At 69.4% G+C, this 26,758-nt stretch carries 28 protein-coding genes; 24 read left to right on the top strand and 4 right to left on the bottom strand.

The window, feature by feature from the left end:
• Positions 1–447: 447 nt before the first annotated feature.
• The 14 genes from E1181_RS20050 (at position 448) to E1181_RS19995 (ending at position 10,863) form a co-directional block, all read left to right on the top strand.
• Positions 448–2,250 (top strand): type VII secretion-associated protein, encoded by a 1,803-nt coding sequence (locus E1181_RS20050; RefSeq protein WP_132677021.1) that lies wholly within the window; start codon positions 448–450, stop codon positions 2,248–2,250.
• A gap of 206 nt (positions 2,251–2,456) precedes the next feature.
• A complete protein-coding gene (locus E1181_RS20045) occupies positions 2,457–2,768 on the top strand; it encodes a WXG100 family type VII secretion target (protein WP_132624448.1) in 312 nt (103 codons plus the stop codon).
• A 65-nt stretch (positions 2,769–2,833) separates the two neighbouring features.
• A complete protein-coding gene (locus E1181_RS20040; RefSeq protein WP_132677019.1) occupies positions 2,834–3,124 on the top strand; it encodes a WXG100 family type VII secretion target in 291 nt (96 codons plus the stop codon).
• Between the two features lie 415 nt (positions 3,125–3,539).
• Positions 3,540–3,986 carry a 50S ribosomal protein L13 gene (rplM, locus tag E1181_RS20035; RefSeq protein WP_132624452.1) on the top strand — a complete coding sequence of 149 codons (447 nt, stop codon included), beginning with the start codon at positions 3,540–3,542 and terminating at the stop codon, positions 3,984–3,986.
• Positions 3,987–3,994: 8 nt separating this feature from the next.
• On the top strand, positions 3,995–4,480 hold the full coding sequence (gene rpsI, locus E1181_RS20030; RefSeq protein ID WP_132677033.1) for a 30S ribosomal protein S9: 486 nt from the start codon (positions 3,995–3,997) through the stop codon (positions 4,478–4,480).
• Positions 4,481–4,717: 237 nt separating this feature from the next.
• Positions 4,718–6,052 (top strand): phosphoglucosamine mutase, encoded by a 1,335-nt coding sequence (gene glmM, locus E1181_RS20025; protein ID WP_132677017.1) that lies wholly within the window; start codon positions 4,718–4,720, stop codon positions 6,050–6,052.
• 51 nt (positions 6,053–6,103) lie between these two features.
• Positions 6,104–6,265 carry a hypothetical protein gene (locus E1181_RS31500; protein WP_165944683.1) on the top strand — a complete coding sequence of 54 codons (162 nt, stop codon included), beginning with the start codon at positions 6,104–6,106 and terminating at the stop codon, positions 6,263–6,265.
• A gap of 7 nt (positions 6,266–6,272) precedes the next feature.
• On the top strand, positions 6,273–6,395 hold the full coding sequence (locus E1181_RS32605; protein ID WP_268952484.1) for a hypothetical protein: 123 nt from the start codon (positions 6,273–6,275) through the stop codon (positions 6,393–6,395).
• 71 nt (positions 6,396–6,466) lie between these two features.
• The gene (locus tag E1181_RS20020) at positions 6,467–6,694 is read left to right on the top strand and encodes a hypothetical protein (RefSeq protein WP_132677015.1); all 228 of its coding nucleotides are present in this window, start codon (positions 6,467–6,469) and stop codon (positions 6,692–6,694) included.
• Positions 6,695–6,734: 40 nt separating this feature from the next.
• Entirely contained in the window at positions 6,735–6,953 is a 219-nt protein-coding gene (locus tag E1181_RS31815; protein WP_207922228.1) for a hypothetical protein, read from the top strand.
• 67 nt (positions 6,954–7,020) lie between these two features.
• The gene (locus tag E1181_RS20010; RefSeq protein WP_132677013.1) at positions 7,021–7,290 is read left to right on the top strand and encodes a hypothetical protein; all 270 of its coding nucleotides are present in this window, start codon (positions 7,021–7,023) and stop codon (positions 7,288–7,290) included.
• Positions 7,291–7,421: 131 nt separating this feature from the next.
• The gene (locus E1181_RS20005; protein WP_132677011.1) at positions 7,422–7,730 is read left to right on the top strand and encodes a hypothetical protein; all 309 of its coding nucleotides are present in this window, start codon (positions 7,422–7,424) and stop codon (positions 7,728–7,730) included.
• Positions 7,730–10,282, top strand: coding sequence for a WXG100 family type VII secretion target (locus tag E1181_RS20000; protein ID WP_132677009.1), 2,553 nt, complete (start codon positions 7,730–7,732; stop codon positions 10,280–10,282). Before E1181_RS20005 ends, E1181_RS20000 begins: the two co-directional genes overlap by 1 nt.
• Positions 10,279–10,863, top strand: coding sequence for a hypothetical protein (locus tag E1181_RS19995; protein ID WP_132677007.1), 585 nt, complete (start codon positions 10,279–10,281; stop codon positions 10,861–10,863). Before E1181_RS20000 ends, E1181_RS19995 begins: the two co-directional genes overlap by 4 nt.
• A gap of 51 nt (positions 10,864–10,914) precedes the next feature.
• Here E1181_RS19995 and E1181_RS19990 read toward each other — a convergent pair whose 3' ends face one another.
• From E1181_RS19990 to E1181_RS19980, 3 genes are read right to left on the bottom strand one after another with little or no spacing between them, the layout of a single operon-like run.
• A complete protein-coding gene (locus E1181_RS19990) occupies positions 10,915–11,508 on the bottom strand; it encodes a hypothetical protein (RefSeq protein WP_132677005.1) in 594 nt (197 codons plus the stop codon).
• A gap of 45 nt (positions 11,509–11,553) precedes the next feature.
• Positions 11,554–12,264, bottom strand: a complete 711-nt coding sequence (locus E1181_RS19985; RefSeq protein WP_132677003.1) for a hypothetical protein — start codon at positions 12,262–12,264, stop codon at positions 11,554–11,556.
• 52 nt (positions 12,265–12,316) lie between these two features.
• Positions 12,317–13,150: a dienelactone hydrolase family protein gene (locus E1181_RS19980; RefSeq protein WP_132677001.1), complete on the bottom strand. Its 834-nt coding sequence runs from the start codon at positions 13,148–13,150 to the stop codon at positions 12,317–12,319.
• Positions 13,151–13,326: 176 nt separating this feature from the next.
• Here E1181_RS19980 and glmS point away from each other — a divergent pair, with 176 nt between their 5' ends.
• From glmS to E1181_RS19950, 6 genes are all read left to right on the top strand, one after another.
• A complete protein-coding gene (glmS, locus tag E1181_RS19975; protein WP_132676999.1) occupies positions 13,327–15,189 on the top strand; it encodes a glutamine--fructose-6-phosphate transaminase (isomerizing) in 1,863 nt (620 codons plus the stop codon).
• Positions 15,190–15,231: 42 nt separating this feature from the next.
• The gene (locus tag E1181_RS19970; protein WP_132677031.1) at positions 15,232–16,755 is read left to right on the top strand and encodes an NAD(P)H-hydrate dehydratase; all 1,524 of its coding nucleotides are present in this window, start codon (positions 15,232–15,234) and stop codon (positions 16,753–16,755) included.
• 203 nt (positions 16,756–16,958) lie between these two features.
• The gene (alr, locus tag E1181_RS19965) at positions 16,959–18,110 is read left to right on the top strand and encodes an alanine racemase (RefSeq protein ID WP_132676997.1); all 1,152 of its coding nucleotides are present in this window, start codon (positions 16,959–16,961) and stop codon (positions 18,108–18,110) included.
• 127 nt (positions 18,111–18,237) lie between these two features.
• On the top strand, positions 18,238–19,332 hold the full coding sequence (locus E1181_RS19960) for an alpha/beta fold hydrolase (RefSeq protein WP_132676995.1): 1,095 nt from the start codon (positions 18,238–18,240) through the stop codon (positions 19,330–19,332).
• Positions 19,329–19,802 (top strand): tRNA (adenosine(37)-N6)-threonylcarbamoyltransferase complex ATPase subunit type 1 TsaE, encoded by a 474-nt coding sequence (gene tsaE, locus E1181_RS19955; RefSeq protein ID WP_235876895.1) that lies wholly within the window; start codon positions 19,329–19,331, stop codon positions 19,800–19,802. Before E1181_RS19960 ends, tsaE begins: the two co-directional genes overlap by 4 nt.
• Entirely contained in the window at positions 19,799–20,413 is a 615-nt protein-coding gene (locus E1181_RS19950) for a DedA family protein (RefSeq protein WP_132676993.1), read from the top strand. Before tsaE ends, E1181_RS19950 begins: the two co-directional genes overlap by 4 nt.
• Before the next feature lie 60 nt (positions 20,414–20,473).
• On the opposite strand, the gene E1181_RS19945 is transcribed toward E1181_RS19950, so the two are convergent.
• Positions 20,474–21,247, bottom strand: coding sequence for an IclR family transcriptional regulator (locus E1181_RS19945; protein WP_132676991.1), 774 nt, complete (start codon positions 21,245–21,247; stop codon positions 20,474–20,476).
• 227 nt (positions 21,248–21,474) lie between these two features.
• Between E1181_RS19945 and aceB the strand changes: the two genes are divergently transcribed.
• The 4 genes from aceB to E1181_RS19925 all read left to right on the top strand — a co-directional run bounded on the left by aceB (position 21,475) and on the right by E1181_RS19925 (position 26,751).
• Positions 21,475–23,061 carry a malate synthase A gene (gene aceB / locus E1181_RS19940; protein WP_132676989.1) on the top strand — a complete coding sequence of 529 codons (1,587 nt, stop codon included), beginning with the start codon at positions 21,475–21,477 and terminating at the stop codon, positions 23,059–23,061.
• A gap of 58 nt (positions 23,062–23,119) precedes the next feature.
• Positions 23,120–24,370, top strand: a complete 1,251-nt coding sequence (locus tag E1181_RS19935) for a DUF6986 family protein (protein ID WP_408010238.1) — start codon at positions 23,120–23,122, stop codon at positions 24,368–24,370.
• Between the two features lie 337 nt (positions 24,371–24,707).
• Positions 24,708–25,409, top strand: a complete 702-nt coding sequence (locus E1181_RS19930; RefSeq protein ID WP_132676985.1) for a PP2C family protein-serine/threonine phosphatase — start codon at positions 24,708–24,710, stop codon at positions 25,407–25,409.
• A gap of 238 nt (positions 25,410–25,647) precedes the next feature.
• On the top strand, positions 25,648–26,751 hold the full coding sequence (locus E1181_RS19925) for an alcohol dehydrogenase catalytic domain-containing protein (protein ID WP_132676983.1): 1,104 nt from the start codon (positions 25,648–25,650) through the stop codon (positions 26,749–26,751).
• Positions 26,752–26,758 lie beyond the last annotated feature (7 nt).

Here is a 26,758-nt window from a genome sequence, read left to right as displayed (position 1 = left end):
CACGATAGGTGATCACGTGGGGTCCTGGTTCTGAAGATGATCTTGTGGTGAGACCTTCTTCTACCAGGACCCCACGCCCACATCTCCTCAGGCCCTCAGCCATCCCCATTCCACTGAGATCACCTCACTGAAATCCGAGAATTCACCCGCTCAGGTGGGGTCCTGTGGTGTGTCGGGGACGTTGGGAACACCCGGTGTTGGTGGTGGACGCGGTCGTTGGGGGTGCGGGGCGGAGCCCGGGCGCGTCGGGTCAGGTCGGGCCTGCGTTCGCAGGTGTGGTGGGTCGTCTCTCACCGCGGCGATCACCCAACGTCGTCGGCTGATTGCGGGAGGATGTTGGTGCCGGGGTGGCGGGTGGCTCTAGGGTGCTCCCCCGGGGGGACGGTGCCGCCGGTACGGCGGGCCGGATGACGACGTCGCCGCCGACGAGCGCTTCGGCGACGGTGAATGGAGTTCTGGGTGTCCCTGCACGTCTCGATCGACTTCGGCACATCGAGCACATGCACGGTGGTCTCGGTCGGCGGTGCCGAGCCACAGGTGGTCGTCATCGACGGGCAGCCGTTGGTGCCCTCCGCGGTGTTCGCCGCCGCCGACGGCACGCTGTTCGTCGGCCATGAGGCCGAACGCCAGGCCGCGGTCGATCCCGCTCGCTTCGAACCGCACCCCAAACGTCGCATCGACGAGGGTGAGCTGCTGCTCGGCAGCACCGTGCTCAAGGTCGGCGACGTCATCAGGGCCGTGCTGCACCGCGCGGTCGGCGAGGCCCGCCGCTTCGCGGGCGGAGCCGCCGTCGACCTCCTCGTCCTGACCCACCCCGCCGACTGGGGTTCCGTGCGCGCCGCGGAGCTCCGGCAGGCCGCCGCCGGCCTGGGCAAGGAGATCGTCCTGGTGCCCGAACCGGTCGCCGCGGCCGTCTTCCACTCGGCGGGCAACGGCCTGCCCGACGGAGGCGCGCTGGCGGTCCTCGACCTCGGCGGCGGCACCGTCGACGCCTCCGTGGTGCGCAAGCAGGGCGCGTCCTTCCAGGTCCTGGCCACCAAGGGCGAACCGAACTTCGGCGGCGCGGACATCGACCAGTTGCTGCTGGAGCACGTCGGCAAGCTCGTCGGCGCCGCTGATCCGGACGCGTGGCGCAAGCTCGTCGAGGGCCGCGAGATGCCCGATCGGCGACGTCGCCGCGTGCTGCGGCAGGACGTGCGCGGAGCCAAGGAGACGTTGTCCCGCCACGCCTACACCGACGTCCCGATGCCGCCGCCGTTCGCCGACGCCCACGTCACCCGCGCCGACCTCGAGAAGCTCATCGCCGCACCGCTGGCGAAGGCCGCCGAGCTGGTGCTGGCGACGCTGCGCGACGGGCAGGTCCAGCGCAGCCAGCTCGCCGGGGTGTTCCTCGTCGGCGGTTCCAGCCGGATCCCGATGGTGGCGCGGCTGATCCACGAGCGCACCGGTGTCGTCCCGGCGACCCTCGACCAGCCCGAAACCGTGGTCGCCCGAGGCGCTTTGCGCGCCGTCCGGCTCGATCCCGGGCGCAGCGGCGGCCTGGCCCCCACCGGCGCCTGGGCGGGCGGCACGACCGTCCGCGACTACCCGCTGCCGGGGCACCCGCCCACCCGGGGTGAGGCGCCGAGCCGTCCCAGACCAGCGGTCATGACCGGCGACGAGCCGACGCGCCCGGTGACCAAACCGCCGAAGCTCAAGCGCAAGCGGAAGGCCCCGTGGCTGGTCGGCGCCGGGGCCGTGGCGCTGGTCGCGGCGGCCGGAGCGGCGGCGCTGCTGCTCACCGGCAACCGGCCGCAGGCCGATCCGCTCGTGCCCGCGCAGCAGATGGCCGCCTACGACTACCACTTCGCCTACCCCGGCGACTGGCGTCCGTCGGGCGGCGATGCGACGAAGTTCCAGACGCTGGTCGCGCCCGGCGACGGACCGCAGGGATCGCTGATCGCCGTCGAGGAGGGGCGGCTGACCTTCGACACCGACGGCGACCGCAATCGCGCGGTGCAGCTGTTGCGCGGTGAGTACGAGAAAAGCGTTGCGGCGGGCGAGAAGTTCTCGCTGTTCACGCCGTCCACCAGCTTCGCCGGCCGGGACGTCGTGTACTACCGGGAAACGCTGCCGGAGGCGACCGTCGAGTGGTACACGCTGTACAAAGGTCAATTCAAAGTGAGCGTGGGCTGCAAGTACGGACCGCAGGGGAAGGACGACGTCGTTCGCGCTTGCGAACAGGTCGTGGGTTCACTCGGGATCGGCTGATGCATTTGCGAACGGACTCCGTTCGGCCGAGCCACGTTTGAGGTTCGCAACCGCAAAACCAGTGTTGACCTGCTGGTTCCCGTTTTTGTGTTTACAACAGCAACGGCTTGCCGAGAAATCCAGGACAACGGGGAACCGGACGTGGCAATGTCTGCGTCGCAGGTTCATCAGAGCTTGATACCGAGTTTGAAGGGGGTCATCCAGAGATGGCTGGAATTGGTGCGGACACCGAGGCGATCCAGCAGGCGTCGGTTGACATCGACGAGGCGCGCAACGCGGTCGAGCAGGCGCTGCAGCAGCTGCAGGGCCAGCTCGAGGGCCCGGTGCAGAACTGGAAGGGTGCCGCCGCCGACGTCTTCCGCAAGCTGATGGAGCAGTACGAGCAGAGCGGCAAGACGATCATCCAGAAGCTGGACGAGCTGGGGCAGAACGTGCAGTCCTCGGGTCAGGACTACGCGCAGGTCCAGGAGGAGCAGGCGCAGGAGATCTCCAAGATCACCAGCATGCTCGACGGCTGATTTCGCTTCCGCTTTTTTCGCAGATTCCACATTTCTTGATCTAGACGCATTCGAGGGGACAGGTAATGAGCGAGATCAACGTCAACTTCGCGGAGCTGCAGCAGGCTTCCGACGACCTGCAGGCCGCTGCCCAGAAGATCCAGGGTGAGCTGGACGACCTGGAGGGCAAGATCCAGAAGCTCGTCTCCACCTGGGAGGGCGAGGCCGTGGCCGCGTACCAGGAGGCTCAGGCGTCCTGGGACCAGGAGGCCGCCAAGATGCAGGAGACCGCTGCCAAGATGGGCATGGCCGTGGGTGCGGCCAACGAGTCCTTCCAGGCCGGCGAGAAGAAGAACGCCGGCCGCTTCGGTGGCTGAGCTCACCTCGCACTGATTTCCGCGTTGATGGCTCCGGTGTTTTCGCCGGGGCCATCAGCGCGTCCGGCGGATGATCTCCGTTTGCGGAGGTCCGATCGGCTTTGCCGGGGTCCCCGCCGGGCACCAGCGGGCATTGCTATGCTGGTTTCGGCAATCTGCCAGGTCAGGACCTCGAATTAGCAACCGAGGACCCGTTTTGACCGGGCCAGAAGCCACCAAGTACCCTCATTCTTTGTTGTGCGGTGCGCGGCTGCAGTTCGCGCCAGCGGAACGGACTCGCGAAAGCGGGTCACGGTCCCGGCGGCGGTACTGGCGGACGTGCCGGTTCCACGAGAAGACCTCGTGCGAACTGTCCGGCGTGATCGAGACGGGCTCCGCACTGAGATTCCGACGCGAACGACGACGAGGTAGACCCGTGCGCACGTACAGCCCGAAGCCCGGCGAGGTGACCCGCGCCTGGCATGTGATCGACGCCGAGGATGTGGTGCTCGGCCGGTTGGCAACTCAGGCCGCGACGCTGCTGCGCGGCAAGCACAAGCCCACCTACGCGCCGCACGTCGACACCGGTGACTTCGTCGTCATCATCAACGCCGAGAAGGTGGCCCTCACCGGTAACAAGCGCGAGCAGGCGTTCCACTACCGGCACTCCGGGTACCCGGGTGGTCTGCGCAAGCAGTCCTTCGGCCAGGTGCTCGACTCGCACCCCGAGCGGCTGCTGGAGAAGGCGATCAAGGGCATGCTCCCGAAGAACAAGCTCGGCCGGGCCATGGGCAAGAAGCTCAAGGTCTACGCCGGTCCGGAGCACCCGCACCAGGCCCAGAACCCGCAGGCGTTCGAGATTAAGGCGAAGGTCGAGAAGTGACTGACGAACTGCAGCAGGAAGAGGCAGTGACCGCTGCCGCGGAGGAGACGGTCGAGGCCGTCGCCGCTGACGAGACCCCGGCCCCCGCTCCCGTTCCGGTTCCGACCGGTGGCGCGGTTCAGACCGTCGGTCGCCGCAAGGAAGCCGTGGTCCGCGTCCGGCTGGTGCCGGGCAACGGCGGCTTCAAGCTCAACGGCAAGTCCCTCGAGGACTACTTCCCGAACAAGGTCCACCAGCAGCTCATCAAGGAGCCGCTGGTCACCGTCGAGCGCGTCGAGAGCTTCGACGTCCTCGCGACCCTGAGCGGTGGCGGCCCGTCGGGCCAGGCCGGTGCGCTGCGCATGGCGATCGCCCGCGCGCTGACCGCCTTCGACTCGGAGGACCGCCCGGCGCTGAAGAAGGCCGGCATGCTCACCCGTGACTCGCGGGAGAAGGAGCGCAAGAAGTACGGCCTCAAGAAGGCCCGCAAGGCGCCGCAGTACAGCAAGCGCTGACGCGAACCCCAGCATTACCTGCGGGAGCAGGTTCGCCCCACACGGGCGAACCTGCTCCCGCAGTCGTTTCAGGGGTCTTGGGCGGTCGTGCCCGGAACTGACCGGGCGAAAGCGACTTCGATCATGGGCGTTCGGGCCGTGAGCGCCCCCGCGCGCGGGGGACGCTGTGGAGTGCCGGATGACCGGTTGTGCGACGCTTGACCAACCGGTCGCAGACACGAGGAGGACTTGCTGCTGATGGCTCGGTTGTTCGGCACCGACGGTGTGCGCGGTTTGGCCAACGGCGATCTCACGCCGGAACTGGCGATGTCGGTGAGCTCGGCCGCCGCGCGCGTGCTCTACGACCGGGACGACTCCCGGCGCCGGGTGGCGCTGGTCGGTCGTGACCCGCGGGCCAGCGGCGAGATGCTCGAAGCGGCCGTCGTGGCCGGTCTGACCTCGGCGGGCGCCGACGTCCTGCGCATCGGGGTCCTGCCGACCCCGGCGGTGGCCTACCTGGTCAAGGAGCTGGGCGCCGATCTCGGCGTGATGATCTCCGCCTCGCACAACCCGATGCCCGACAACGGCATCAAGTTGTTCAGCGCGGGCGGCAACAAGCTCCCGGACGCGATCGAGGACGAGATCGAGGCCCGCCTCCACGAGCACGTCGAGCGCCCCACGGGCGTGCACGTCGGTCGTGTCCGCGACGTCCCGGACGCCCTGCGCCGCTACACCGACCACCTGCTGATCGCGGCGCCGTCCCGGCTCGACGGCATCAAGATGGTCGTCGACTGCGCCAACGGCGCCGCCTCCGAAGCGGCCCCCGACGCCTACCGCCGCGCCGGTGCGGAGGTCGTGGCCATCAACGCCGAGCCCGACGGCCTCAACATCAACGACGGCGTCGGCTCGACCCACCTCGACGTGCTGCAGGCCGCGGTGCTCGAGCACGGCGCCGACCTGGGCATCGCCCACGACGGCGACGCCGATCGCTGCCTGGCGGTGGACGCCGCGGGCGACGTCGTCGACGGCGACCAGATCATGGCGATCCTCGCGGTCGCGATGTGCGAATCCGGCGAGCTGGCGGACAACACGCTGGTCGCGACGGTCATGAGCAACCTCGGTCTGCACCTGGCGATGCGCGAGCAGGGCGTGTCCCTGCGCACCACGGCCGTCGGCGACCGCTACGTGCTGGAGGAGCTGCGCTCGGGCGGTTACTCGCTGGGCGGCGAGCAGTCCGGTCACGTCGTGCTGCCGGGCCACGCCACCACCGGTGACGGCCTGCTGACGGCGCTGCGGCTGATGGGTCGCGTCTCGGCGACCGGCACCCCGCTGGCCACGCTGACGAAGGTCATGCGCCGGCTGCCGCAGGTCCTGGTGAACGTCCGCGTCGCCGACAAGGCCGCGGCCGTGGTCGCCCCCGAGGTGACCGCCGCGGTCGCCGACGCGGAGGTCGAGCTGGGCGAGACCGGCCGGGTCCTGCTCCGCCAGTCCGGCACTGAACAGCTGGTCAGGGTCATGGTCGAGGCGTCCAGCGAGCAGACCGCGCAGGACATCGCGGACAGACTGGCAAAGATTGTTTCCGCTATTCGGTGATCTTTGTGATGTGAGTCTCCACAGGGCCTCGATCTGTGAGACCCTGCTCACATGGGTGCCATCGTCGTCGCCATGGTTGTCGGTCTCATCGCCGTCGGACTCGTTGTCGGCATCATCGCGCTGGGCGCGCTGATGCTCGGAGCTCTCAAGGCTGTCAACGCAGCCCACGAGAGCCGTTCCTGGTACGTCAACCGACGCCATCACAAGGTGTGAGATTCCGATGCGCCTCCTCGGCGACCTCTGGACGGTCCTGATCGTCCCGCTCGTCTGCATGCTCCTGGGCGCGCTGATCTTCGCGGTCGTCCTCGCCCAAGGCTGGGGCCTGCACACGCTGTTGCACTGAGTGCCGTCCCGTCCGCCGCTCGCGTTCGGTAGGTTCGCGGTGCAATCACGGCTGGACGGAGGCGGAGCGCGATGGTTCTGACGATGACGTTGTTCGGGCTCGTCCTCGGTGGTGGTCTGGGCTTCCTCGTCGGATTCCTGGTGTTCCGCGACAAGGAGCAGCCCGGTCTCCGCCAGCAGCCGCCGTTCGCCCAGCCCCAGCAGTGGCAGGCGACTCCGCCGCAGCAGTGGCAGCAGGCGCCGCCGCAGCAGTTCCCTCCTCAGCAGGGCTTCGGCCAGCCGCCCCGCCCGCCCCAGTGACCTGCGCGGTCGTCAGCGTCGTCGCCACCGGAGGAAAGCCTTGCTCTCAGCTGTCATCTTCCTGCCCGTCGGATTCGGGATCGGGTTCCTCATCGCCTTCCTGATCTTCCGCAAACGGCCAGGCCAGCAGGGCTACCCGCAGCAGCCGCAGCCCTGGGGCCAGCAGCAGTGGTCGCAGCAACCCCAGCAGCAGTGGGGTCAGACGCCGTCCCAGCAGTACCCGCCGCCACAGGGCTACGGGCAGTACCCGCAGCGGTGATGTGAACAGGAAGGCCACCCGCCGATTCGCTTCTGGCGGGCGGCGACTGCCTGGCATGATGCGGCACATGGTGCGCCCGATCATCGGAATCTTCCTCCTGCTGCTGATCGTCGGCGCGATCGCGCTCGTGATCGTGCTGGTCAAGAGGAAGAACAAGCCGTCCCCGCCGCCCTACGGCCACCCGCAGCAATGGGGCCAGCAGTACCCGCAGCCTCCCCAGCAGTGGGGACGGATGCCGCAACAGCAGTGGGGTCAGGCTGCGCCGCAGCAGTGGCAGCAGCAGCCTCCCCAGCAGCAGTACCCGCCGCAGCAGGGCTACGGCCAGCCGCACCAGTGACCCCTTCGCGGATGCAAGTACCTGGTCCGTTCCGTCCTCTCAGCCGCGCAATCCTGCAAAGATGAGGAACCAGACAGTCTTGGTTCGCGTCGGAACCTGTGCTTGAGTTCCGAAGAGGTGGAGGGGGAACGGTGACCGGGGTTGGCGCCAACACAGGCGAGCTCGCATCAGCTGCGAACTCGATCAAAGGCTTCTCGCAGACCATTGGGGATCTGAAGAACGGCGTTGCAGACTCCAAGCTGGGGAAGAACGACTTCGGTCGTGAGCACACCGGAGCTGCCGATCCCTACTTCGAGGGCCTGAAGAAGATCTCCAAGGCTCTGGAGAAGAACGCCGAGGTCACGGAGGGCTTCAGCGGGAACCTCAACGACGCTGCTCGCGGTTACGAGTGGGACGACAGCAACAATGCTGAGCGCGTCAAGAACGCAGGTGGTCGCTGATGGCCGGCGCAGCTGAAGAGCACAATTCCTCTGTTGGCTACAACCTGCCCCCCTGGCCTGACGTCAAGAAGCTCCTCGATGACCCGAATGTGCCTGAAGCGCACAAAAAAGACCTGATCATGCAGGCCGGTCGGAATTCCTCTGGCTACCACGGCAAGGAGAACAACCGGGAGTCGGGCGCCGGGGATCAGTTCGACAAGGACCTCGAGAAGTACGAGCAGAAGTACCACGCCAGCTATGACGGCGCCGCCGATGCGACGGACGACAACACGGCGCAGGAGTCGTTCGACGCTGCGAAGAAGGCCGGCGAGAACCAGGCGGGTTACGCCAAAACGGTCGACGAGAGCAAAGGTGCGCTGCAGGAGATCAGCCGAAAGGCAGAGGCCGGCGGTGCGGGGTGCTCGAACTCCAACGAGATCCTCGACGAGGGCAAGCCGTTCCTCGACTACTTCGGTAATTTCGCGCCGTTGTACAAGGACGTTCCCGCTTACATGCGGAAGAACCCGCCGAAGGGCGAGTTCACCAAGGAAGGCGTTGAGAAACGCTACAACGAGCAGCGCGACATCAACTTCGCGAACTTCAAGGCCGACGCCGACGAGCTGAAGCAGGCCGGGAAGACGCAGCGTGAGCAGTCCCAGCAGATGGCCGACAAGATGAAGGGCGTCTGGAACAACTGGAGCGGCGCGGCTTCCAGCGCATCTCAGAAGAACTTCGCGGACATCAACGCCGGTGCGACCACGGTCGGCGATTACCTCCACGACACCGCTGAGATTATCACCGAAGCCATTCATCACGTGTCCGAGGACGTGGTGAACAAGGCGACGAAGTCACTCGAGGCGGTGCCCAATCGAGACACCGTTGGTGGCCTGACTTCGGATCAGATCCGCAACATCATCGACTGCGCGGCGAAAGACCCCTCGGACGAGCAGGTCGACGAGTGCTGCGGGTACTTCGGCATCGAGACGAGCGGCTGCGACACCGACGACTACAAGGACAAGGTGATCCAGAAGTCGATCGAGTGGGTGCAGACCACCTTCGTGCCCGACTTCGAGCAGAAGCACCAGGGCATCATCAAGATCTGTGACGACACCAAGACGTCCGTCAACGAGCACTGGAAGACGCTGAACGACCACCTGGGGAAGGTCAAGGAAGACCCGTTCGCCAATCCGGAGCGGCAGGGCGGCGGCCAGGAGGGCGGCGGTCAGCAGCAGGGTGGCGGTCAACAGGGTGGAGGCCAGCAGGGCGGTGCTGGTGCTGGTGGCGGCGCGGGTGCCGGGGGTGCCGGTGCCGGTGCCGGTGGCGCTGGCCCGATGCCCGCTGCACCGGAGATGCCGAAGCCGCCGGAGATGCCGCAAACCCCGGAAATGCCGCAAGTTCCGGGAATGCCCGGACAAGGTGCCCCCGGTGGTGCGGGGGAGAAGGTCACGCTCGGCGAGGGGCAGAACGCGGTCACGGTCCAGGAACCGGGAGCGGACGGCAAGACCCAGGTCCAGCTGACTGGACCGGACGGCCAGCCCAAGAACTACGCGGTCGACTTCGGCCAAGGCGCTCCTGGCCAGATGCCTGGTCAGCCGATGCCCGGTCAGCCTCCAGGTGGTGTGCAGACCATGCCCGCACCAGGCCAAATGCTCGGTGCTCCCACAGGTCAGCAGACGATTCCGGTCGAGGCGGGACCGGATGGACGTGCCGTCATCCACGAAGGCGGCCGCACGATCACGCTGGAGCAGGGGCCCGGCGGTGAGATGAAGGTCAACGTCGACAACGGCGGCGGCCAGCCCCCGCTCAACCAAACGATCACCTTCGGCAGTGAGCCGCAGCCGCCGACTCTCGGGGCGCCAGGTTCCTCGGGGAGCGGTGGAATCGTCGGTGGTCCCTATCCGGCTGAGCCTCCGCCACCTGCAGCCCCAATTGCGCCGGGCTCCCCTCCGGTTGAGCCCTTTGCTCCGCCGGCTGCGCCTGCGCCCGACCTCGCTGGAGGCGGTCCGGCGGGCGGGTTCACGACCATGCCCGCACCGGATACCTCCGGTTTCACCACCATGCCGGCGCCTGACACCGAAGGAGCCCCGGTTCCCGGTGCTCCGGCTGCGACGACCGCTCAGGCCGCAGGCCTCGGTGGGCCCGCGTCCGCTCCGGGCGGGGACGGTGTGCAGAACTCCTTCGGCAGCATTTCCGGTGATCTCTTCGGCGGATCAGAACCTGCTGCACCCGGTGCTGGTTCGCCGGGCCTGTCGTCCCTCGGCGGGCACGACCCGGCAGCTGGAAACTCCCAGGGAGCTGGTTCGGCCGGTCTGTCGTCCCTCGGGGGAGACCCGGTTGCCTCCGGGCAGTCTGGTGGTTCGCAGAGCGGCCAGGGCGGTTCTTCCGCGATGGGCGGCGGCATGATGGGCGGCATGATGGGTGGCGGCCAGGGCGGTCAGCAGAGTGGTGACCAGGAACGCACCAACTCGAGCCCGTGGCGCACCCAGGGCCAGCTGTTCGACGACGGAGTGGACGCCTCCAACGTACGGTTCCGGTCGGTGCTGGGTGAGGACAAGGAACAGCAGGGACGATGACTGATTCCCCGAGTGAAGCGGTTCTCGCCGCACGGCGGAAGTTCCAGGAGACCAGCGCTGCTACGGCGGCGAAGCTGAGTGAGAGCGCGGAACGTTCGATCGAGGCCACGAAGAAGGCCGACGCATCGTCGAGGGAGCTCGGCGAAAAGGTCAAGAAGATCGACACCCGGGTGCGCGAGCTGATCGAGAAGCGTGCGAATGCGGAGAACTCCGCGCACGCCAACGAGATCCAGGTCGGTGGCGAGGACGACGAAGAGCCGCAGGACGAGGTCGCTCTCGAGTTCAAGGACCTGATCGAGAACTACCCGATCAAGCCCGCCGCGACCACGCCGGAAGCGGCCGAGATCGCGGGTCCGATCCCGAGCGGCGTGGCACCTGCTGCGGTGGCTCCTCAGCCGGAGCCTCCGCAGCCCGATCCGCGCTGGCAGGTCCAGGCGGGCCGCTTCGGCCGTCGTAACGAGCAGCAGGCCCCGCCACCAGCCGCTACGAAACCGCCCGCGCCGCCGAAACCCGCACCGCGTCGGCCAAAGCCGACGTTCGACGACGACGATGACTACGAAAACCAGAGCTGGCTCAGGTGAAGACGTGGAAGGGCCCGGATCCACTGGATCCGGGCCCTTCCACGTCGAGCGCTAGCGGAGAGTGCGTTTGACCGGCGGAAGCAGCGCGGTGACGAGCGGGAGACAAACGACCATGCCGGCGATGACGGAAGTCAACCGGATACTGTCGAGGAAGTACGTGAGCCCCTTGTCCCGCAGGTGGGGAAAGCGTCCGAGGGACTCCATGCTCCACGCGACGGCTCCTGTTGAATCGAGCACGAACGCGAGGAACGTGATCGCGAAACCTATCCAGGTCAATGTGCTTCCCGCACGGCGTTTCCGGAGCAGGAACACGGCGCCGAGGATCAGCAACGCGGCTCCGGCGACGTAGGCGAGTGCTCCGGTGCCACGCAGCACCACGCCGGTGATCGAGACGTAGTCATCTTCCTCGTTGGTCATGTTGATGACCGAATCGACCGTCAGGACCCCTACGACGGCGAGGTAGATGGCGACCGCGATGTTCACGACGGCCGCGGTGATTCTGAGCCCGTCGTTTCCAGGCCGTGCCTGCTGAACGAACGGCTGCGGAGCCTGGGCATACGGGGGCTGTGGATGCTGCGGGTATCCCGACTGCGCGAAGTAGCCGTGTTGCTGCGGCTGGCCGAATGGCTGTCCCGGGGACGTCATGGCCGAGATTCTGTCGCACTCAGCAATTCCGCGAGACCAAAACCCTCACTGCTGTGGAAAATCGCCTGGTTGCTGCGCGTAACCCTGCTGTTGTGGGTAGCCCTGCTGCGGGTACGGCTGCTGTGGATAACCCTGTGGAAAACCGCCCGGGTGCTGTGGGTGGCCGGGTTGCGGGTTGTAGGGCTGCGCCAGGGGTTGGGGCTTGGGTTTGAGGGGTTTGCGGACGGCAGGCAGGAGAGCGATCGCGGAGACGATCGCGCAGGTGATGAAGACCGCGAGTTCGATGGGCGGGATGATCTCGAAGAGGGCGATGCCTGTTCCGGTCCACAGCGCCGTCGCGCGGGCCACGATGATCTCGACGAGGTTCACCAGCACCAGGACGCTGCCGCCGACCAACACCAGCGGAGCGATCCGGTTGCGGAGGATGAGCAGCACGCCTCCGGCGATCAACGACAGGCCGGCCGGGATCGCCACCAGGTCGAAGGGCAGCGCGGAAGTGCTGAACGAGGTCGCCATCGCGCTGACGACGCTGATGAAGATGTAGAGCCCGATGATGATCGCGATCGCGGCGATGACGATCCCGATGACACGACCGGACCCAAGGCCCTGCGGCTGCTGGACGTACCCCGCCTGCGGATGACCTGGCCCGAACTGCGAATGCGCAGGCTGCTGGGGGTGTCCGAACTGCTGTGGCGGATGGCCGTGCGGTTGCGGGTATCCAGGTCGCTGGGGCTGGCCGTACGGCGGCTGGGTCATGACCTGGATTCTTCCGCACCTGGTCACCGGCCCGGGCGGGTTCCGGGCAGTTCTACGCGGCGAGTTTTCCGTGGGTGTTGACCTGGTCGATGGTGGCGCCCTTGAGGTTCTCGTTGAGCAGGAGGTCGCCTCGGCGGTCGTTGGCGAGGGCGCGGAGGAAGAACGCCGTGAGCAGGCCCTTGGCGATGCGCTGGGTGTGGTACTCCGGCTTGCCGTGCAGCAGGAGCTGGGTCCAGTGCACGCCTTCGGTGAAACCCAGGTGGGTGGCCTTCTTGATGGTGCGCATCTGCACCGGTCCGCCCCAGGCGCGCGAGATCGGTTCGGCGTTGGCCACCGGGGGCGTCAGCAGGTCTTCGCCGGCGGCGAGGTGCAGGGCGGGGGCCTTGACTTTCGCGGCCGCGTCGAGGGCCGACGGGAGGGTCTCGGCCGCGGCCAGCGTCGCCACTGCCTTGATGCGCGGGTCTTCGGCCGCGGCCAGGACCGCGCAGCCGCCGCCCATGGCGTGACCGGCCGCGCCGAGCTTGTTCGGGTCGACGCTGATCTGGCCGTCGCCGAGCCGGACCCCGGCGGCGATGTCCAGCGCGGTGCGCATGTCCTCGGCGTAGAGCCGGTGGGAGGCCAGCGGGCCGCGGTGGGTCGCCGGGGAGACCACGACGATCCCCCAGCTGGCCAGGTGCCTCATCAGGGCCAGGTAGCGGCGCGGCGGCTGCAGCAAGCCGTGCCCGAACACGACCGCGGGCAGGCTCGTCCCCGTGCGCGGGGTGCAGACGATGCCGGGCAGGCCGACCAGGGCCAGGTCGCCGTGCAGCACGTCGTGCGGGCCACGACGGGACAGCTCGACGAACGCGTGCTTCGCGGAGGGCAGCTTCTTGGCTTTGCGCGCCATGGTCGACAACGGTAGCGGATCTACGCCGACGCGCGCGTTGTGAGCTCGCAGCCGTGATCCAATCGCTCCGCGGCCCCGGATTGTGGATCTCAGCGGCTCCGGGAACCCGCCGGAGCGATGTGGGTCACCCGGGCTCCGTCATGTTCTGCTCGGCCGGAATGGCTACCCTGACTCGCGTGTGCGGCATCGTGGGTTACGTAGGACATCGCCAGGCGCTGGAAGTCGTGCTGGGCGGGCTTCGGCGACTTGAGTACCGGGGTTACGACTCGGCAGGCGTGGCGCTGCTCGACGGTGAGGGCGGCCTCGCGGTGGAGCGGGCGGCCGGAGCGCTGTCGAACCTGGAGAAGAAGCTCGCCGAGAGCGACGGCTCCCAGTTCGAGGGCAACGGCGGCATGGGACACACCCGGTGGGCGACCCACGGTGCACCCACCGACCGCAACGCCCACCCGCACCGGGACGCGGCCGGCCGCGTCGCGGTGGTGCACAACGGCATCATCGAGAACTTCGCCGCGCTGCGGGCCGAGCTGGAGGCCGACGGCGTCGAGATGGCCAGCGAGACCGACACCGAGACCGCCGCGCACCTGGTGTCCGCCGCCTACGCGGCAGGACCGACCGCCGGTGATCTCACCGCCAGCGTCTGCGCCGTGGCGCGACGCCTCGAAGGCGCGTTCACGCTGGTCGTGACGCACGCCGACGAGCCGGGCACGATCGTCGCCGCGCGCCGCTCCTCCCCGCTGGTGGTGGGCGTCGGCGAGGGCGAGCACTTCGTGGCCTCCGACGTGGCCGCGTTCATCGAGCACACCCGCGACGCGGTGGAGCTCGGCCAGGACCAGGTCGTCACCATCACCCGCGACGGCTACCGGGTCAGCGACTTCGACAACGCCGAGGTCGAGGCCAAGCCGTTCCGCGTGGACTGGGACCTCTCGGCCGCCGAGAAGGGCGGCCACGACTACTTCATGCTCAAGGAGATCGAGGAGCAGCCGGAGGCGCTCGCCGACACCTTGCGCGGGCACTTCGCGAACGGCCAGATCGTCCTCGACGAGCAGCGGCTCACCGAGCAGGACCTGCGCGACATCACGAAGGTGTTCATCGTCGCCTGCGGCACCGCCTACCACTCGGGCCTGCTGGCCAAGTACGCCATCGAGCACTGGTGCCGCATCCCGGTCGAGGTCGAGCTGGCCAGCGAGTTCCGCTACCGCGACCCGGTCCTGGGCCGCGACACCCTGGTGGTGGCGATCTCGCAGTCCGGTGAGACCGCCGACACCCTGGAGGCCGTGCGGCACGCGCGGACCCAGCGGGCGCGGGTGCTGGCCATCTGCAACACCAACGGCGCGCAGATCCCGCGCGAGTCCGACGCGGTGCTCTACACCCACGCGGGCCCGGAGATCGGCGTGGCCGCCACCAAGACCTTCCTCGCGCAGATCGCGGCGAACTACCTGGTCGGGCTGGCCCTGGCGCAGGCTCGGGGCACCAAGTACTCCGATGAGGTGGCGCGCGAGTTCGACGAGCTCGCCGCGATGCCCGAGGCCGTGCGCGACACGCTGTCCACCGTCGACCAGGTCCGCAAGCTCGGGCAGGAGCTGGCGGACTCGAAGGCGGTGCTGTTCCTCGGCCGCCACGTCGGCTACCCGGTGGCCTTGGAGGGCGCGCTCAAGCTCAAGGAGCTCGCCTACATGCACGCCGAGGGCTTCGCGGCCGGTGAGCTCAAGCACGGCCCGATCGCGCTGATCGAGGACAAGCTCCCGGTCGTGATCGTGATGCCGTCGCCGACCGGCCGGGCGCTGCTGCACGCCAAGATGGTGTCCAACATCCGCGAGATCCAGGCGCGCGGCGCACGCACGATCGTCATCGCGGAGGCGGGCGACGAGGAGATCAAGCCCTTCGCCGACGAGCTCATCACCATCCCGGCCGTGCCGACGCTGCTGCAGCCGCTGGTGTCCACGATCCCGCTCCAGGTCCTGGCGGCGGAGATCGCGCGCGCCCGCGGTTACGACGTCGACAAGCCGCGCAACCTCGCCAAGTCCGTCACCGTCGAATGACACCATCCGGGAACGGTTGACCGTTCGGCGAGAGGGCTCGTGATGCAGGGCGTGTGGACTCCTGACCAGACCCGGGGTGCCGAGCAGCGGTTGTTCGCGCGGACTCCCGAGCCCGCCGTGATGCGCCGGGCCGCTTACGCGGTCGCGGGGCAGTGCGCCCGGATGCTGTCCGATCAGACCGGTGGCGTCGCCGGTCGGCGGGTCGCGTTGCTGGTCGGGGCTGGGAACAACGGCGGCGATGCCCTGTGGGCGGGCGCGTTCCTGCGTCGGCGCGGGGTCGGGGTGACGGCCGTGCTGCTGGCACCGGACAAGACCCACGAGGCCGGGCTCGCGGGGCTCCGCCGCGCGGGAGGCCGGGCGGTCGCCGCCGAGGGCGCGAACGCCGACACCTCCGGGATCGGGGCCGAGGCCGCCGACGCGCTGGAGCGGGCGGACCTGGTCATCGACGGGATCGTGGGCCTCTCGGCGCGCGGGCCGTTGCGCCCCACCGCCGCCGAGCTCGTGCGGCGGGTGCTGGTGCCGATCGTGTCCGTGGACCTGCCCAGCGGTGTCGATCCGATGAGCGGAGCCGTGGAAGGGCCTGCGGTGTCGGCGGATCTGACCGTGACCTTCGGCGGGCTCAAGCCCTGCCACGTGCTCGGGGCTGGGGCGGTGCGCTCCGGCGAGGTCACCGTCGCCGGCATCGGCATCACCGAGGAGCTGCCCGAACCGGAGATCGCGCTGCTCGACGCCGCCGAGGTCGGCGAGGAGTGGCCGATCCCCGGACCCGCGGACGACAAGTACAGCACCGGAGTGGTCGGCATCGCCGCCGGTTCGGCGACCTACCCGGGCGCCGCGGTGCTCGCGACCGGCGCCGCCGTGCAGGCCACCGCGGGGATGGTGCGCTACGCCGGCCCCGCCGCCGACGAGGTGCGCACCCGCTGGCCGGAGGTCGTGGGTACCGGTTCGGTCGGGGACGCCGGTCGGGTGCAGGCGTGGGCGGTCGGACCGGGCATCGGGCTCGGCGCGAGCGGTCGTGACGTGCTGCGCTTCGTCCTGGAGTCCGGGCGCCCGGTGTGCGCCGACGCCGACTCGATCACGATCCTGGCCGACGACGAGACCATGTGGGACGCCCGCGATCCCGACGCGCCGCTGGTGCTGACCCCGCACGCCGGGGAGTTCGCGCGGCTGGCCGGTGAAGGCCCTGGTGTGGACCGGGTCTCGGCCGCCCGCGAGGTCGCCGCCCGCTACGACGCGTTCCTGCTGCTCAAGGGCAACACGACGGTCATCGCCGCACCTGATGGGCGGGTCGTGGTCAACGACGCCCGCCAGGCGTGGCCCGCCACGGCGGGTTCCGGGGATGTGCTCACCGGGCTGATCGGAGCCCTGCTCGCGGCCGGTGTCGAGCCGCTGCGGGCCTGCGGTCTCGCCACCCACGTTCACTCGTTGGCGGCCGAACTCGCCGCGCACGGCGCCACCGGTGACGGACCTCGCTCCGAGGCCGGAGCACCCATCGGCGCCTCATCGCTGCTGGCCGCGGTTCCGCACGCCATCCGCGCGGTCCGGGACGCAGCTCTGCCCTCCTGACACGAGGTGCCGTTCGAATTTCGCGCGAACTTCGAACGCCGAACTTCGGGCTCGAATTTCGCGCGAAATTCGAACGTTTTCCACCCGATGGTGGGAAGTCGCGTGGGTGTTCCCGGTCGCCTGCGTCTCGTTAGTGCGTTGAGCTGCGCAAAGGCGATGTGGGGCGAAGGGTGGGATGCCGGATGTGGGATTATGGGCCAGCCATGAGTGACCAGCACGCGTACCGCGCCGACCTGCGGATCGATGTCGACGCGATCCGCCACAACGTTCGGGTGCTGGCGGGTCGTGCCGAAGCTTCCGGTGCTCGGACGATGGTGATCGTGAAATCCGACGGCTACGGCCACGGCGCGCTCACCGTCGGCAGGGCGGCTCTGCAGGCCGGGGCCGACCGGCTCGGCGTCGCCGCGATCTCCGAAGCGCTCCAGCTGCGCGAGGGCGGGATCACCGCGCCGGTGCTGTGCTGGTTGTTCACCGAGGCCGACGAGTTCGGCCCCGCCATCGCCGCAGACATCGAGCTGTCCGCGTCGTCGCAGGCCACGCTGGCCCGCATCGTCGCAGCGGCCGCCGCGCAGGACCGCGTCGCGCGGGTCCACCTCAAGATCGACACCGGGTTGGCGCGCAGCGGGTGCCCGGCCGAGCTGTGGCCCGCGCTGGTCGAGGCCGCGGCGAAGGCCGAGGCCGACGGGCACGTCAGCGTCGAGGCCGTGTGGTCGCACCTGGCGTGCGCCGACGAGCCCGGCCACCCGTCCATCGACATGCAGGCCGAGCGCTTCCACCGCGCCTACGAGCAGGCGCGGGCCGCCGGGCTCGACCCGATCCGCCACCTGGCCAACTCCGCGGCCGTGCTGACCCGGCCCGACCTGCACTTCGAGCTGGTCCGCCCGGGCATCGCCGCCTACGGCCTCGATCCGGTCCCGCAGGCCGGTGACCACGACCTGCGCCCGGCCATGACCTTCCGCTCCTCGGTGTCGCTGACCAAGCGCGTTCCCGCAGGAGAGAGCGTGTCCTACGGGCACTCGTGGACGGCCGGGGCGCCCACCAACCTGGCGCTGGTCCCGGTCGGCTACGCCGACGGCGTGCCGCGCAGCCTGTCCGGTCGCATGGAGGTGTGGCTGGCGGGCAGGCGGCGTCCGGTGCGCGGCCGGGTGTGCATGGACCAGCTGGTGGTGGACTGCGGCGACGACGAGGTCTCCGAAGGTGACGAGGTCATCGTCTTCGGCGCGGGCGATCGGGGAGAGCCGACCGCCGCGGAGTGGGCCGACGCGCTCGGCACGATCCACTACGAGATCGTCACCGGGATGTACCGGCCGCGGGTGACCAGAACGGTCGTGGACTCCGAGCTGGAGGCGTCATGACCGAAATGGCGCGTTTCGCCCAGATCAGCGCCCGGGAAGTGGGGCGCAGCGCACAGAGCGCTGTGCAATCGGGGCCGCGTTCTGTAACGATCTTCACGTTCCGCCGCCGGAGCCGAGTGGAGGCGACGTGAAACCGGTGTGGCAGGCATTGGCCTGGACGAGCGGGGTGATCGGGGCAGCGGTCACCGGCGCCGCCGTGGGTGTGGCCGCGCACAGCACGCGTGCCGCGGTGCAGCGCAAGGGTGAGGACGCCTTCGTGGAAGAACCCCTCGGCAGGCTCCGCCCCGACCGGCACTCCACCGTCGCCGCCGACGACGGCGTCCCGCTGTCGGTGCAGGAGATCGGCCCCGCCGCAGGCGGCGATCCCGCGCTGACCGTGGTGTTCGTGCACGGCTTCGCGCTGGACTCCCGCTGCTGGCACTTCCAGCGCCGCGACCTGCCCGAGCTGCTCGGACCCAAGGTGCGGCTGGTGCTGTACGACCACCGCAGCCACGGCCGTTCCGGCCACTCCAGCAAGAAGAACAGCACCATCGACCAGCTCGGCCGCGACCTCGACGCCGTCCTGCGCGCCGCCGCCCCGAGCGGCCCGATCGCGCTGGTCGGCCACTCGATGGGCGGCATGACGATCATGGCGCTGGCCGAGCAGAACCCCCGGTTGTTCGCCGACCGCGTCCGCGCGGTGGCGTTCGTGGGCACCTCCGCCGGTCAGCTCGGCGAAGCGGGACTGCCGCGCACCTGGCTGTCGCGCGCCAACCCCGTCCCGCGCGGACTCGCGCTGCTGTCCGAGCTCAACCCGGGCCTGGTCGAGCGCACCCGCAAGATGGGCGACCGGCTGGCGTGGAGCATCATCCGCGCGCTGTCCTTCGGGGACCGCAAGGTGTCCGCGGCGGTGGTGGACCTGATGGCCGAGATGATCGGCGCCACCACGGTGGAGGTCGTCACCGACTTCCTCGAAACGATCAGCCTGCACGACCGCAAGACGGCCCTCGCAGCGCTCAACACCTGCGAGGTGCTGGTGCTCAGCGGCGATCTCGACAAGCTCACGCCGTTCACCCCGCACGCCGAGGTGCTCGCCGGCGAGCTGCCGGACGCGACGCTGGTGAAGGTCGAAGGCGCCGGGCATCCGGTGATGCTCGAACGCCCCGAGCTGGTCACCGACGAGATCGTGGCGATGCTGCGGCGCGCCACCGGGATGAAGTTCAAGAAGGGGACCGGGAGTTGAGCGCCGCGCTGAGAACCGTGGAACTGCCGCAGGAATCCGACACCCTGGAGTTCGGCCGCCGTCTCGGCGCCGCGCTGCGGGCGGGCGACCTGCTGCTCCTCGACGGGCCGCTGGGCGCCGGCAAGACCGTGCTGACCCGCGGCATCGCGGCAGGCATGGGGGTGACCGGCAGGATCACCTCGCCGACGTTCGTCATCGCCCGCGTGCACCGGCCCGACGGCGACGGGCCCGCGCTGGTGCACGTCGACGCCTACCGGCTGGGCGGCCTCGACGAGATCGACGACCTCGACCTGGACACCGACCTCACCGACGCGGCCGTGGTCGTGGAGTGGGGCGAGGGCCTGGCCGACCAGCTCTCCGACACCCACCTGATGGTGCGGCTGCGGCGTCGCGAGGACGACGTCCGCGAGCTCACCCTGGAGCCGCACGGCGAGGGTTGGACGGAGCGGCTGGGCGAGCTCACCGGGTGACGGAATTCCTGGCCGGGTTCCCCGGTCTGCTCGCGCTCGCGATCGCCGCGGCCGTGCTGTTCGCCGAATCCGGTTTGCTGATCGGTGTTTTCCTGCCCGGATCGGGGACGGTGCTGGCGCTGGGCTGGCTCGCCGGGCAGGGCGCGCTGCCCGTCTGGGCGGCGGCGCTCACCGCGTCGGCGGCCACCATCGCCGGCTGCCAGCACGGCTTCTTCCGCGGAGCTCATCCCGGTGCGCTGAACCGGCGCCTGGTCGACCGGGTCGGCGAGCAGCGCGTGAAGCGCATCGAGTCCGCGATGGACGGACGCGCCAAACCGACCACCGCGATCTCCCAGTGCTTCGCCGTGGTCCGGACTCTCGTACCGCGGCTGGCGGGCCGCTCCGGCATGCCCCACCTGCACTTCACGGCCTGCAACGTCCCGGTGGGCGCGTTCTGGGGCATCGGTCTCACCCTCCTCGGCGCGTGGTCCGGTGAGGCGTACACCCGGGTCCACACCGCAGTGGGGCTCCTCGGTCTTCCCCTCGTGGCCCTCGCTGCGGTGGTCCTCGGCCTGGTCTGGTGGTTCCGCCGCCGCGATTTCAGTGGAAATCAGGGGTCCGATTTCCACTGAAATCCGAAGCACCCCTCGATGAGGTGACGTGGCGTCGGTGAGTCCGGGAGGAGGACCGGGTCAGGCGGTGGCGCTGAGTTCGGTGGAGAGGTCCTTGGCGAGGCGTTGCATGAGCGGGATGACCTCGTCGGTGGTGATCCGGGTCATGCGGCCTTCCGGGCCCGAGATGGAGATGCCCGCGCCCGCCGGAGCGCCCGGGACCGCCACCGCGTAGCAGCGGACGCCGACCTCCTGCTCGCCGTCGTCGATGGCGTAGCCCTGCTTGCGGATGCGGTCGAGCTCCTCGTGCATCGCCTCGACCTCGGTGATGGTCCGCTCGGTCTGCGGGTTCATCGCCGTGCGGGACAGCAGCTGGGTGACCTCGTCGCTGGGCATCGTGGCCATGACCGCCTTGCCGACGGCCGTGGCGTGGGCGTCGACCCGGCGCCCGACCTCGGTGAACATCCGCATCGAGTGCGGCGAGGGCACCTGGGCGACGTAGACGATCTGCGCGCCGTCGAGCACGGCCATGTTCGCCGACTCGCCGGTGGCCTCGGTCAGCTCCGCCAGGTACGGCCGCGCCCAGGAGCCGAGCGCGCGGCTGGCGGTCTCGCCGAACCGGATCAGCCGCGGTCCCAGCGCGTACCGCCGCGAGGGCTGCTGCCGGGCATAACCGCTGTTCACCAGGGTCCTGATGATGCGGTGGATGGTCGGCAGCGGCAGTCCGGACCGCTCCGCGAGTTCGGACAGCGCGACCTCACCGCCGGCATCGGCCATCAGTTCCAGGAGCTCGAAGGTGCGCTCGACCGACTGCACACCGCCGCCCTGGTTCGCCCGCCGTGGGCCAGTGGTCATCGCAGAACTCCCTCTCCCGGATCCAGTCGAAGTCTAGTTCGTGGTGCGTGCGCCAGCTCATGTTGCTTTCGACGCTATGTGGAAACTAACATCCACGATGCAGAATTTCATGAGGATGTTCTTCGCTTGTGACGAACCTGCTCGCGGGTGCGCGCCGGCTCGTCACGCGGCAAGGTGAGCCATCAGCCACCGTCTGAAATCCGGCAGCAGAAAGAGGTGGACGATTCATGTCCGAAACGGCAGGGGTGAAGGTCCTCGGCGGCGCCGTCGAGCGCGGCGATGAGATCCTCACCGCCGAGGCGCTGCAGTTCGTGGCCGGCTTGCAGCGCGCTTTCGGCGCGCGGCGCGATGAGCTGCTCGAACGTCGCAAGCAGCGTCGCGCGGAAGCCGCTGAGAAGGGTCGCCTGGACTTCCTCGAGGAGACCAAGCACGTCCGCGAGGGTGACTGGCAGGTCGCCGCGCCGCCGGCCGACATCGCCGACCGCCGCGTGGAGATCACCGGCCCGACCGACCGCAAGATGGCCATCAACGCGCTGAACTCCGGCGCCAAGATCTGGCTGGCCGACCTCGAAGACGCCAACACCCCGCACTGGGACAACGTCGTCTCCGGTCAGGTCAACCTCTACGACCTCGTCCGCAAGCAGATCGAGCTGCACGTCCCGGGCGGCAAGTCCTACACGCTGCGCGACGACGTCACCCACGCGGTGCCGCTGGTGCGCCCGCGCGGCTGGCACTTCGACGAGAAGCACATCGAGGTCGACGGCAAGCCGGTCGTGGCCGCGCTGGTCGACTTCGGCCTGCACTTCTTCCACAACGCCCGTGAGCTCATCAACCGCGGCAGCGGCCCGTACTTCTACCTGCCGAAGATGGAGAGCCACCTCGAGGCGCGGCTGTGGAACGAGGTGTTCACCCACGCGCAGAAGGAGCTGGGCATCCCGCACGGCTCGGTGCGCGCCACGGTGCTGATCGAGACCTACCCGGCCGCGTTCGAGATGGAGGAGATCCTCTACGAGCTGCGCGACCACTCCGCGGGCCTCAACGCCGGTCGCTGGGACTACCTGTTCAGCGTCATCAAGACCTTCCGCGACTCCGACAAGTACATCCTGCCGGACCGCAACGCGGTGACCATGACCGCGCCGTTCATGCGCGCCTACACCGAGCTGCTGGTGAGCACCTGCCACAAGCGCGGTGCCTTCGCCATCGGCGGCATGGCCGCGTTCATCCCGACCAAGGACGACTCCAACGCCGCGGCGATGGAGAAGGTCCACGCGGACAAGAAGCGCGAGGCCGGCGACGGTTTCGACGGTTCGTGGGTCGCGCACCCGGGCCTGGTGCCGATCTGCTTCGAGGAGTTCGACGCGGTCCTCGGCGACAAGCCGAACCAGATCGAGCGCAAGCGCGAGGACGTCAGCGTCACCGCCGACCAGCTGCTCGCGGTCTCGGAGACCCCCGGTGACAAGACCATCGAGGGCCTGCGCGGCGCGGTGGACGTCGGGGTTCGCTACATCGTGTCCTGGCTCGGCGGCAACGGCGCGGCGGCGATCCACAACCTGATGGAGGACGCCGCGACCGCCGAGATCTCGCGTTCGCAGATCTGGCAGTGGCTGCACAACAACGTGCAGCTGGCCGACGGCCAGACGGTGACCCTGGAGCTGGTGCGGGAGATCCTGGCCGACACGGAGAAGGCGCTGCGCGGGGAGGCCGGTTTCCCGACCGAGAACCTCTCCAGCGCGGTGGAGCTGTTCGAGCAGGTGGCGGTGGCCGACGACTTCGTCGACTTCCTGACGCTGCCCGCTTACGAGCAGATCGACTGATTCGTCATCGCGGGGGTGCCGGAGAACTCCGGCGCCCCCGCTTTGGTCTATTGGGAGGGTGCAAGTGGCTGAAACCTCGTTGGACTCCGCTGAGGTCGCTCGACGACTCGCGCGTTTATCCACTGTGGACGATCACATGGCGCGGACCTACCCCGGCGCCAGATCCGACCTGCAACCGGTGCACACCTGCTACGTGCCCGCGGACCGGGTGGACGCGACCGTGCTGCGGTCCTGGTCCGACCAGGCGCTGGCGGCGCTCGACGAGCACGCGGCCACTCCGTCCCGGCTGGCCGAGATCCTGGGGTTGACCCAGGAGATCGCCGAGGCCGTGCACCCCAGGGTGCGGGCGAAGCTGGCCGGTTCTCCCGTGCAGGACCTGCGGATCGACTTCGAGGACGGCTACCGCGCCGACGCCGAGGACGCCGACGCCGTGCGCACCGCCGGTGTCGTGGCCGACTGGCTGCGGGACGGGGTGGCACCGGCGAACTTCGGTCTCCGCGTGAAGTCCTACGACACGCCCGAGCTGCGCGAACGCTCGGTGCGCACGCTCGACCTCTTCCTGACCGCGCTGCTGGCCCGGACCGGCGGAGTGCCGGACGGGTTCGTGCTGACCTTCCCGAAGGTCGTCGACGTCGCGCAGGTCGAGGTGTTCGTGGAGATCCTGGGCCTGCTGGAGCAGCGGTTCGGACTCGGCGAAGGCGCGCTGCGCTTCGAGATCCAGGTGGAGACCACGCAGTCCATCGTGGACTCCGAGGGCCGGTTCGCGCTGCCGCGCTTCCTGCGCGCCGGGGCAGGACGGGTCACCGGGCTGCACTTCGGCACCTACGACTACACGGCGTCCTGCGGTCTCACCGCCGCCCACCAGCACCTCGCCCACCGCGCCTGCGACTACGCGCGGCACGCCATGCAGGTGGCCGCGGCGGGCACCGGGGTGTTCCTCTCCGACGGCTCCACCAACGTGCTGCCGGTGGGCGACCAGGTCGTCAAGGGCTGGCAGACCCACTACGAGCTGGTGCGGCGCTCGCTGGCGCACGGCTTCTACCAGGGCTGGGACCTGCACCCGGCGCAGCTGGTGACCCGCTACGCGGCGGTCTTCGCGGCCTTCCGCGACTCGGCGCCCGCCGAAGCCGCGCGGCTCGCGGCCTACACCGGCACCGGCTCCGCCGAGGTCCTCGACGAACCGGCCACCGCCCGCGCGCTGGCGGTCTCGTTCGTCCGGGCGCTCGACAACGGCGCCACCGACGCCGATGAGGTCAAGGTCCTCACCGGTCTCGCGGAAACCGATCTCCGGGCCCTCGGGCGCCTGTGACCTGCGCTCCCGGCGCGGCGCTGCGCGTCGCGCCGGGAGTTCCGCGGTGGACGTGGGTGGTTGTGGTCCGAACCGCTCATGATCCGTTCCGTCCGGTCGGTTCGAACCAGAACTGCCCGACTCGCGGAGCGACCTGCCCCACTGAACGGCCCGGGCGTTGTTGACTGCGTCGACGACTTCGTGAACTACTTCGCCGATCCCAGCGTTGACATCGAGAGAACGCCGGGACCGCGAGCTCGCGGAGTCCTCGGAGGAGCGTCGGAAAGCCCTGGCCGACGCCCGCGCGGCCGGAGTCGCCGACACCACGCCAGGGGACCTTCCGAGGAAGGGAACCGCTGTGACCAGCACTCTGCTGTCCGGTTCCGCGACGCACGTCGGCGGCCGGGACAACAACCAGGACTCCATGCTCGTCGCCGACGGTCTGTACGCCGTCGCCGACGGCATCGGGGGATTCGTCAAGGGCGACGTCGCCAGCAGGCTCGCCCTCGACACCCTGGAGAGCACCTACGCCGCCGACCGCACGGTCGCAGGGCTGCTCGGCGCGGCCCGCGCGGCGAACGAGGCCGTGTGGCTGAGAGCCAACGCCGACGGAACGTCGATGGGCACCACCCTGGTGGCCGTGGCCATGACCACCGACGCGGGTGCCGTCGCGGTCAACATCGGCGATTCCCGGCTGTACCGGTTGCGCGGCGGGGAGCTCGCGCAGCTCACCGACGACCACACGGTGCTCGCCGAGCTGCTGCGCAGCCGCGAGGTCAGCGACGACGACGCGCGCAACCACCCGCACCGGCACGTGCTCACCCGGGCCGTCGGCGTCGGACCCGAGGTCGAGATCGACCACGCCGAGCTGTCCGCCGAAGCCGACGACCGCCTGCTGCTCTGCACCGACGGCCTGTTCAACGCCCTGGAGGACGACGACATCCGGCAGCTGCTGGGCGCCGACGCCGACCCGCAGCGGATCTGCGACCTGCTGGTCGAAGCCGCCCTAGCAGCAGACGCCGACGACAACGTCACGGCCCTCGTCCTCGACGTCCGGTAGGGGTGTGGCGAAGTGGCGGAGCCGCTTTCTCTTTCAACACCTGAGCAGCTCGCACCGCCGGGGGTTCTGAGCGGTGCTGTGGCGAGCACGCCGTGACGCCGTGTATTGGACATACATCAGGGGTGGCGCGCGGAGTCCACGGAGCCGGTCAGGTTCCCCCACTCGCACCGCTGAGCAAGAAGACCCCCATATATGGGTGGGGGTTGCCCCAACAAGTTCGGTGTGTGGGGATGGGGTCATGGAGATCCGGGGTGCGGTGCTGCAGGAGTGCGGTCGTTCGGGGCCGTGGGAGATGACGAAACCGCTTGCGGTGACCGAGGTCGAGCTCGACGAGCCCGGTCCGGGCGAACTGCTGGTGCGGATGGAGGCAGCCGGTGTCTGCCACTCCGATCTGTCCGTTGTGGACGGGAACAGGGTGCGGCCGGTCCCGATGCTGCTGGGGCACGAGGCGTGCGGCCGCGTCGAGCGCGTCGGCCCCGGCGTGATTGATGTTTCCGCCGGTCAGCGGGTCGTGCTGTTCTTCGTGCCGCGCTGCGAGGAGTGCGAGGCGTGCCAAGCGGGCGGCAAGCGGCTGTGCACGCCCGGGTGGGCGGCCAACGGCGCCGGAACCCTGCTGTCCGGTGAGCGCCGGCTGAGCTGGGACGGACGCGAAGTGCACCACCACTGCGGCGTTTCCGGCTTCGCCACGCACGCCGTGGTCGACCGCCACTCGCTGGTCCCGGTGCCCGACGACGTACCGCCGGACATCGGTGCGCTGCTCGGCTGCGCCGTGCTCACCGGCGGTGGGGCGGTGAAGAACGCCGCCGCGCTGCAACCCGGCGAGGACGTGACGGTCGTGGGCATCGGCGGTGTCGGGATGGCCGCGGTGCTGGTCGCCAAGGCCCTCGGCGCGGGCAGCATCACCGTCGTCGATCCTCTCCAGAGCAAGCGCGAACGGGGTCTGGAGCTGGGCGCGACCAAGGCGCTCACGCCGGACGAGGCCGTCGACAGCGGGAGCCGCAGCGCCGTGGTGATCGACGCCAGCGGCAACGCTCGGGCGTTCGAGACCGCCGTGCAGGTGACCGCGCCCGCCGGGCGGACGGTGTCGGTCGGCCTGCCCTCGCCCGACGCGCGGGCCAGCATCTCGCCGCTGGCGCTGGTCAGCGAGACCCGCACGATCATCGGTTCGTTCCTGGGAACCGGCCTGCCGCAGCAGGACATCCCGGAGTACGCCGAGCTCTGGCGCGCCGGGAAGCTGCCCGTCGACGAGCTGGTCTCCGGCAGCGTCGGCCTCGACGGCATCAACCACGCCATGGACGAGCTCGCCTCCGGCCGGGCCATGCGCCAGATCATCCGCTTCTGATCCGGGA

Origin of the sequence: Saccharopolyspora terrae (genome assembly GCF_004348435.1) — a bacterium.
In the GTDB taxonomy this organism is placed as follows: Bacteria; Actinomycetota; Actinomycetes; order Mycobacteriales; family Pseudonocardiaceae; genus Saccharopolyspora; species Saccharopolyspora endophytica.
Note: the sequence above shows the minus strand (reverse complement) of the source record. Positions and strands in the feature narration are given on the sequence as shown.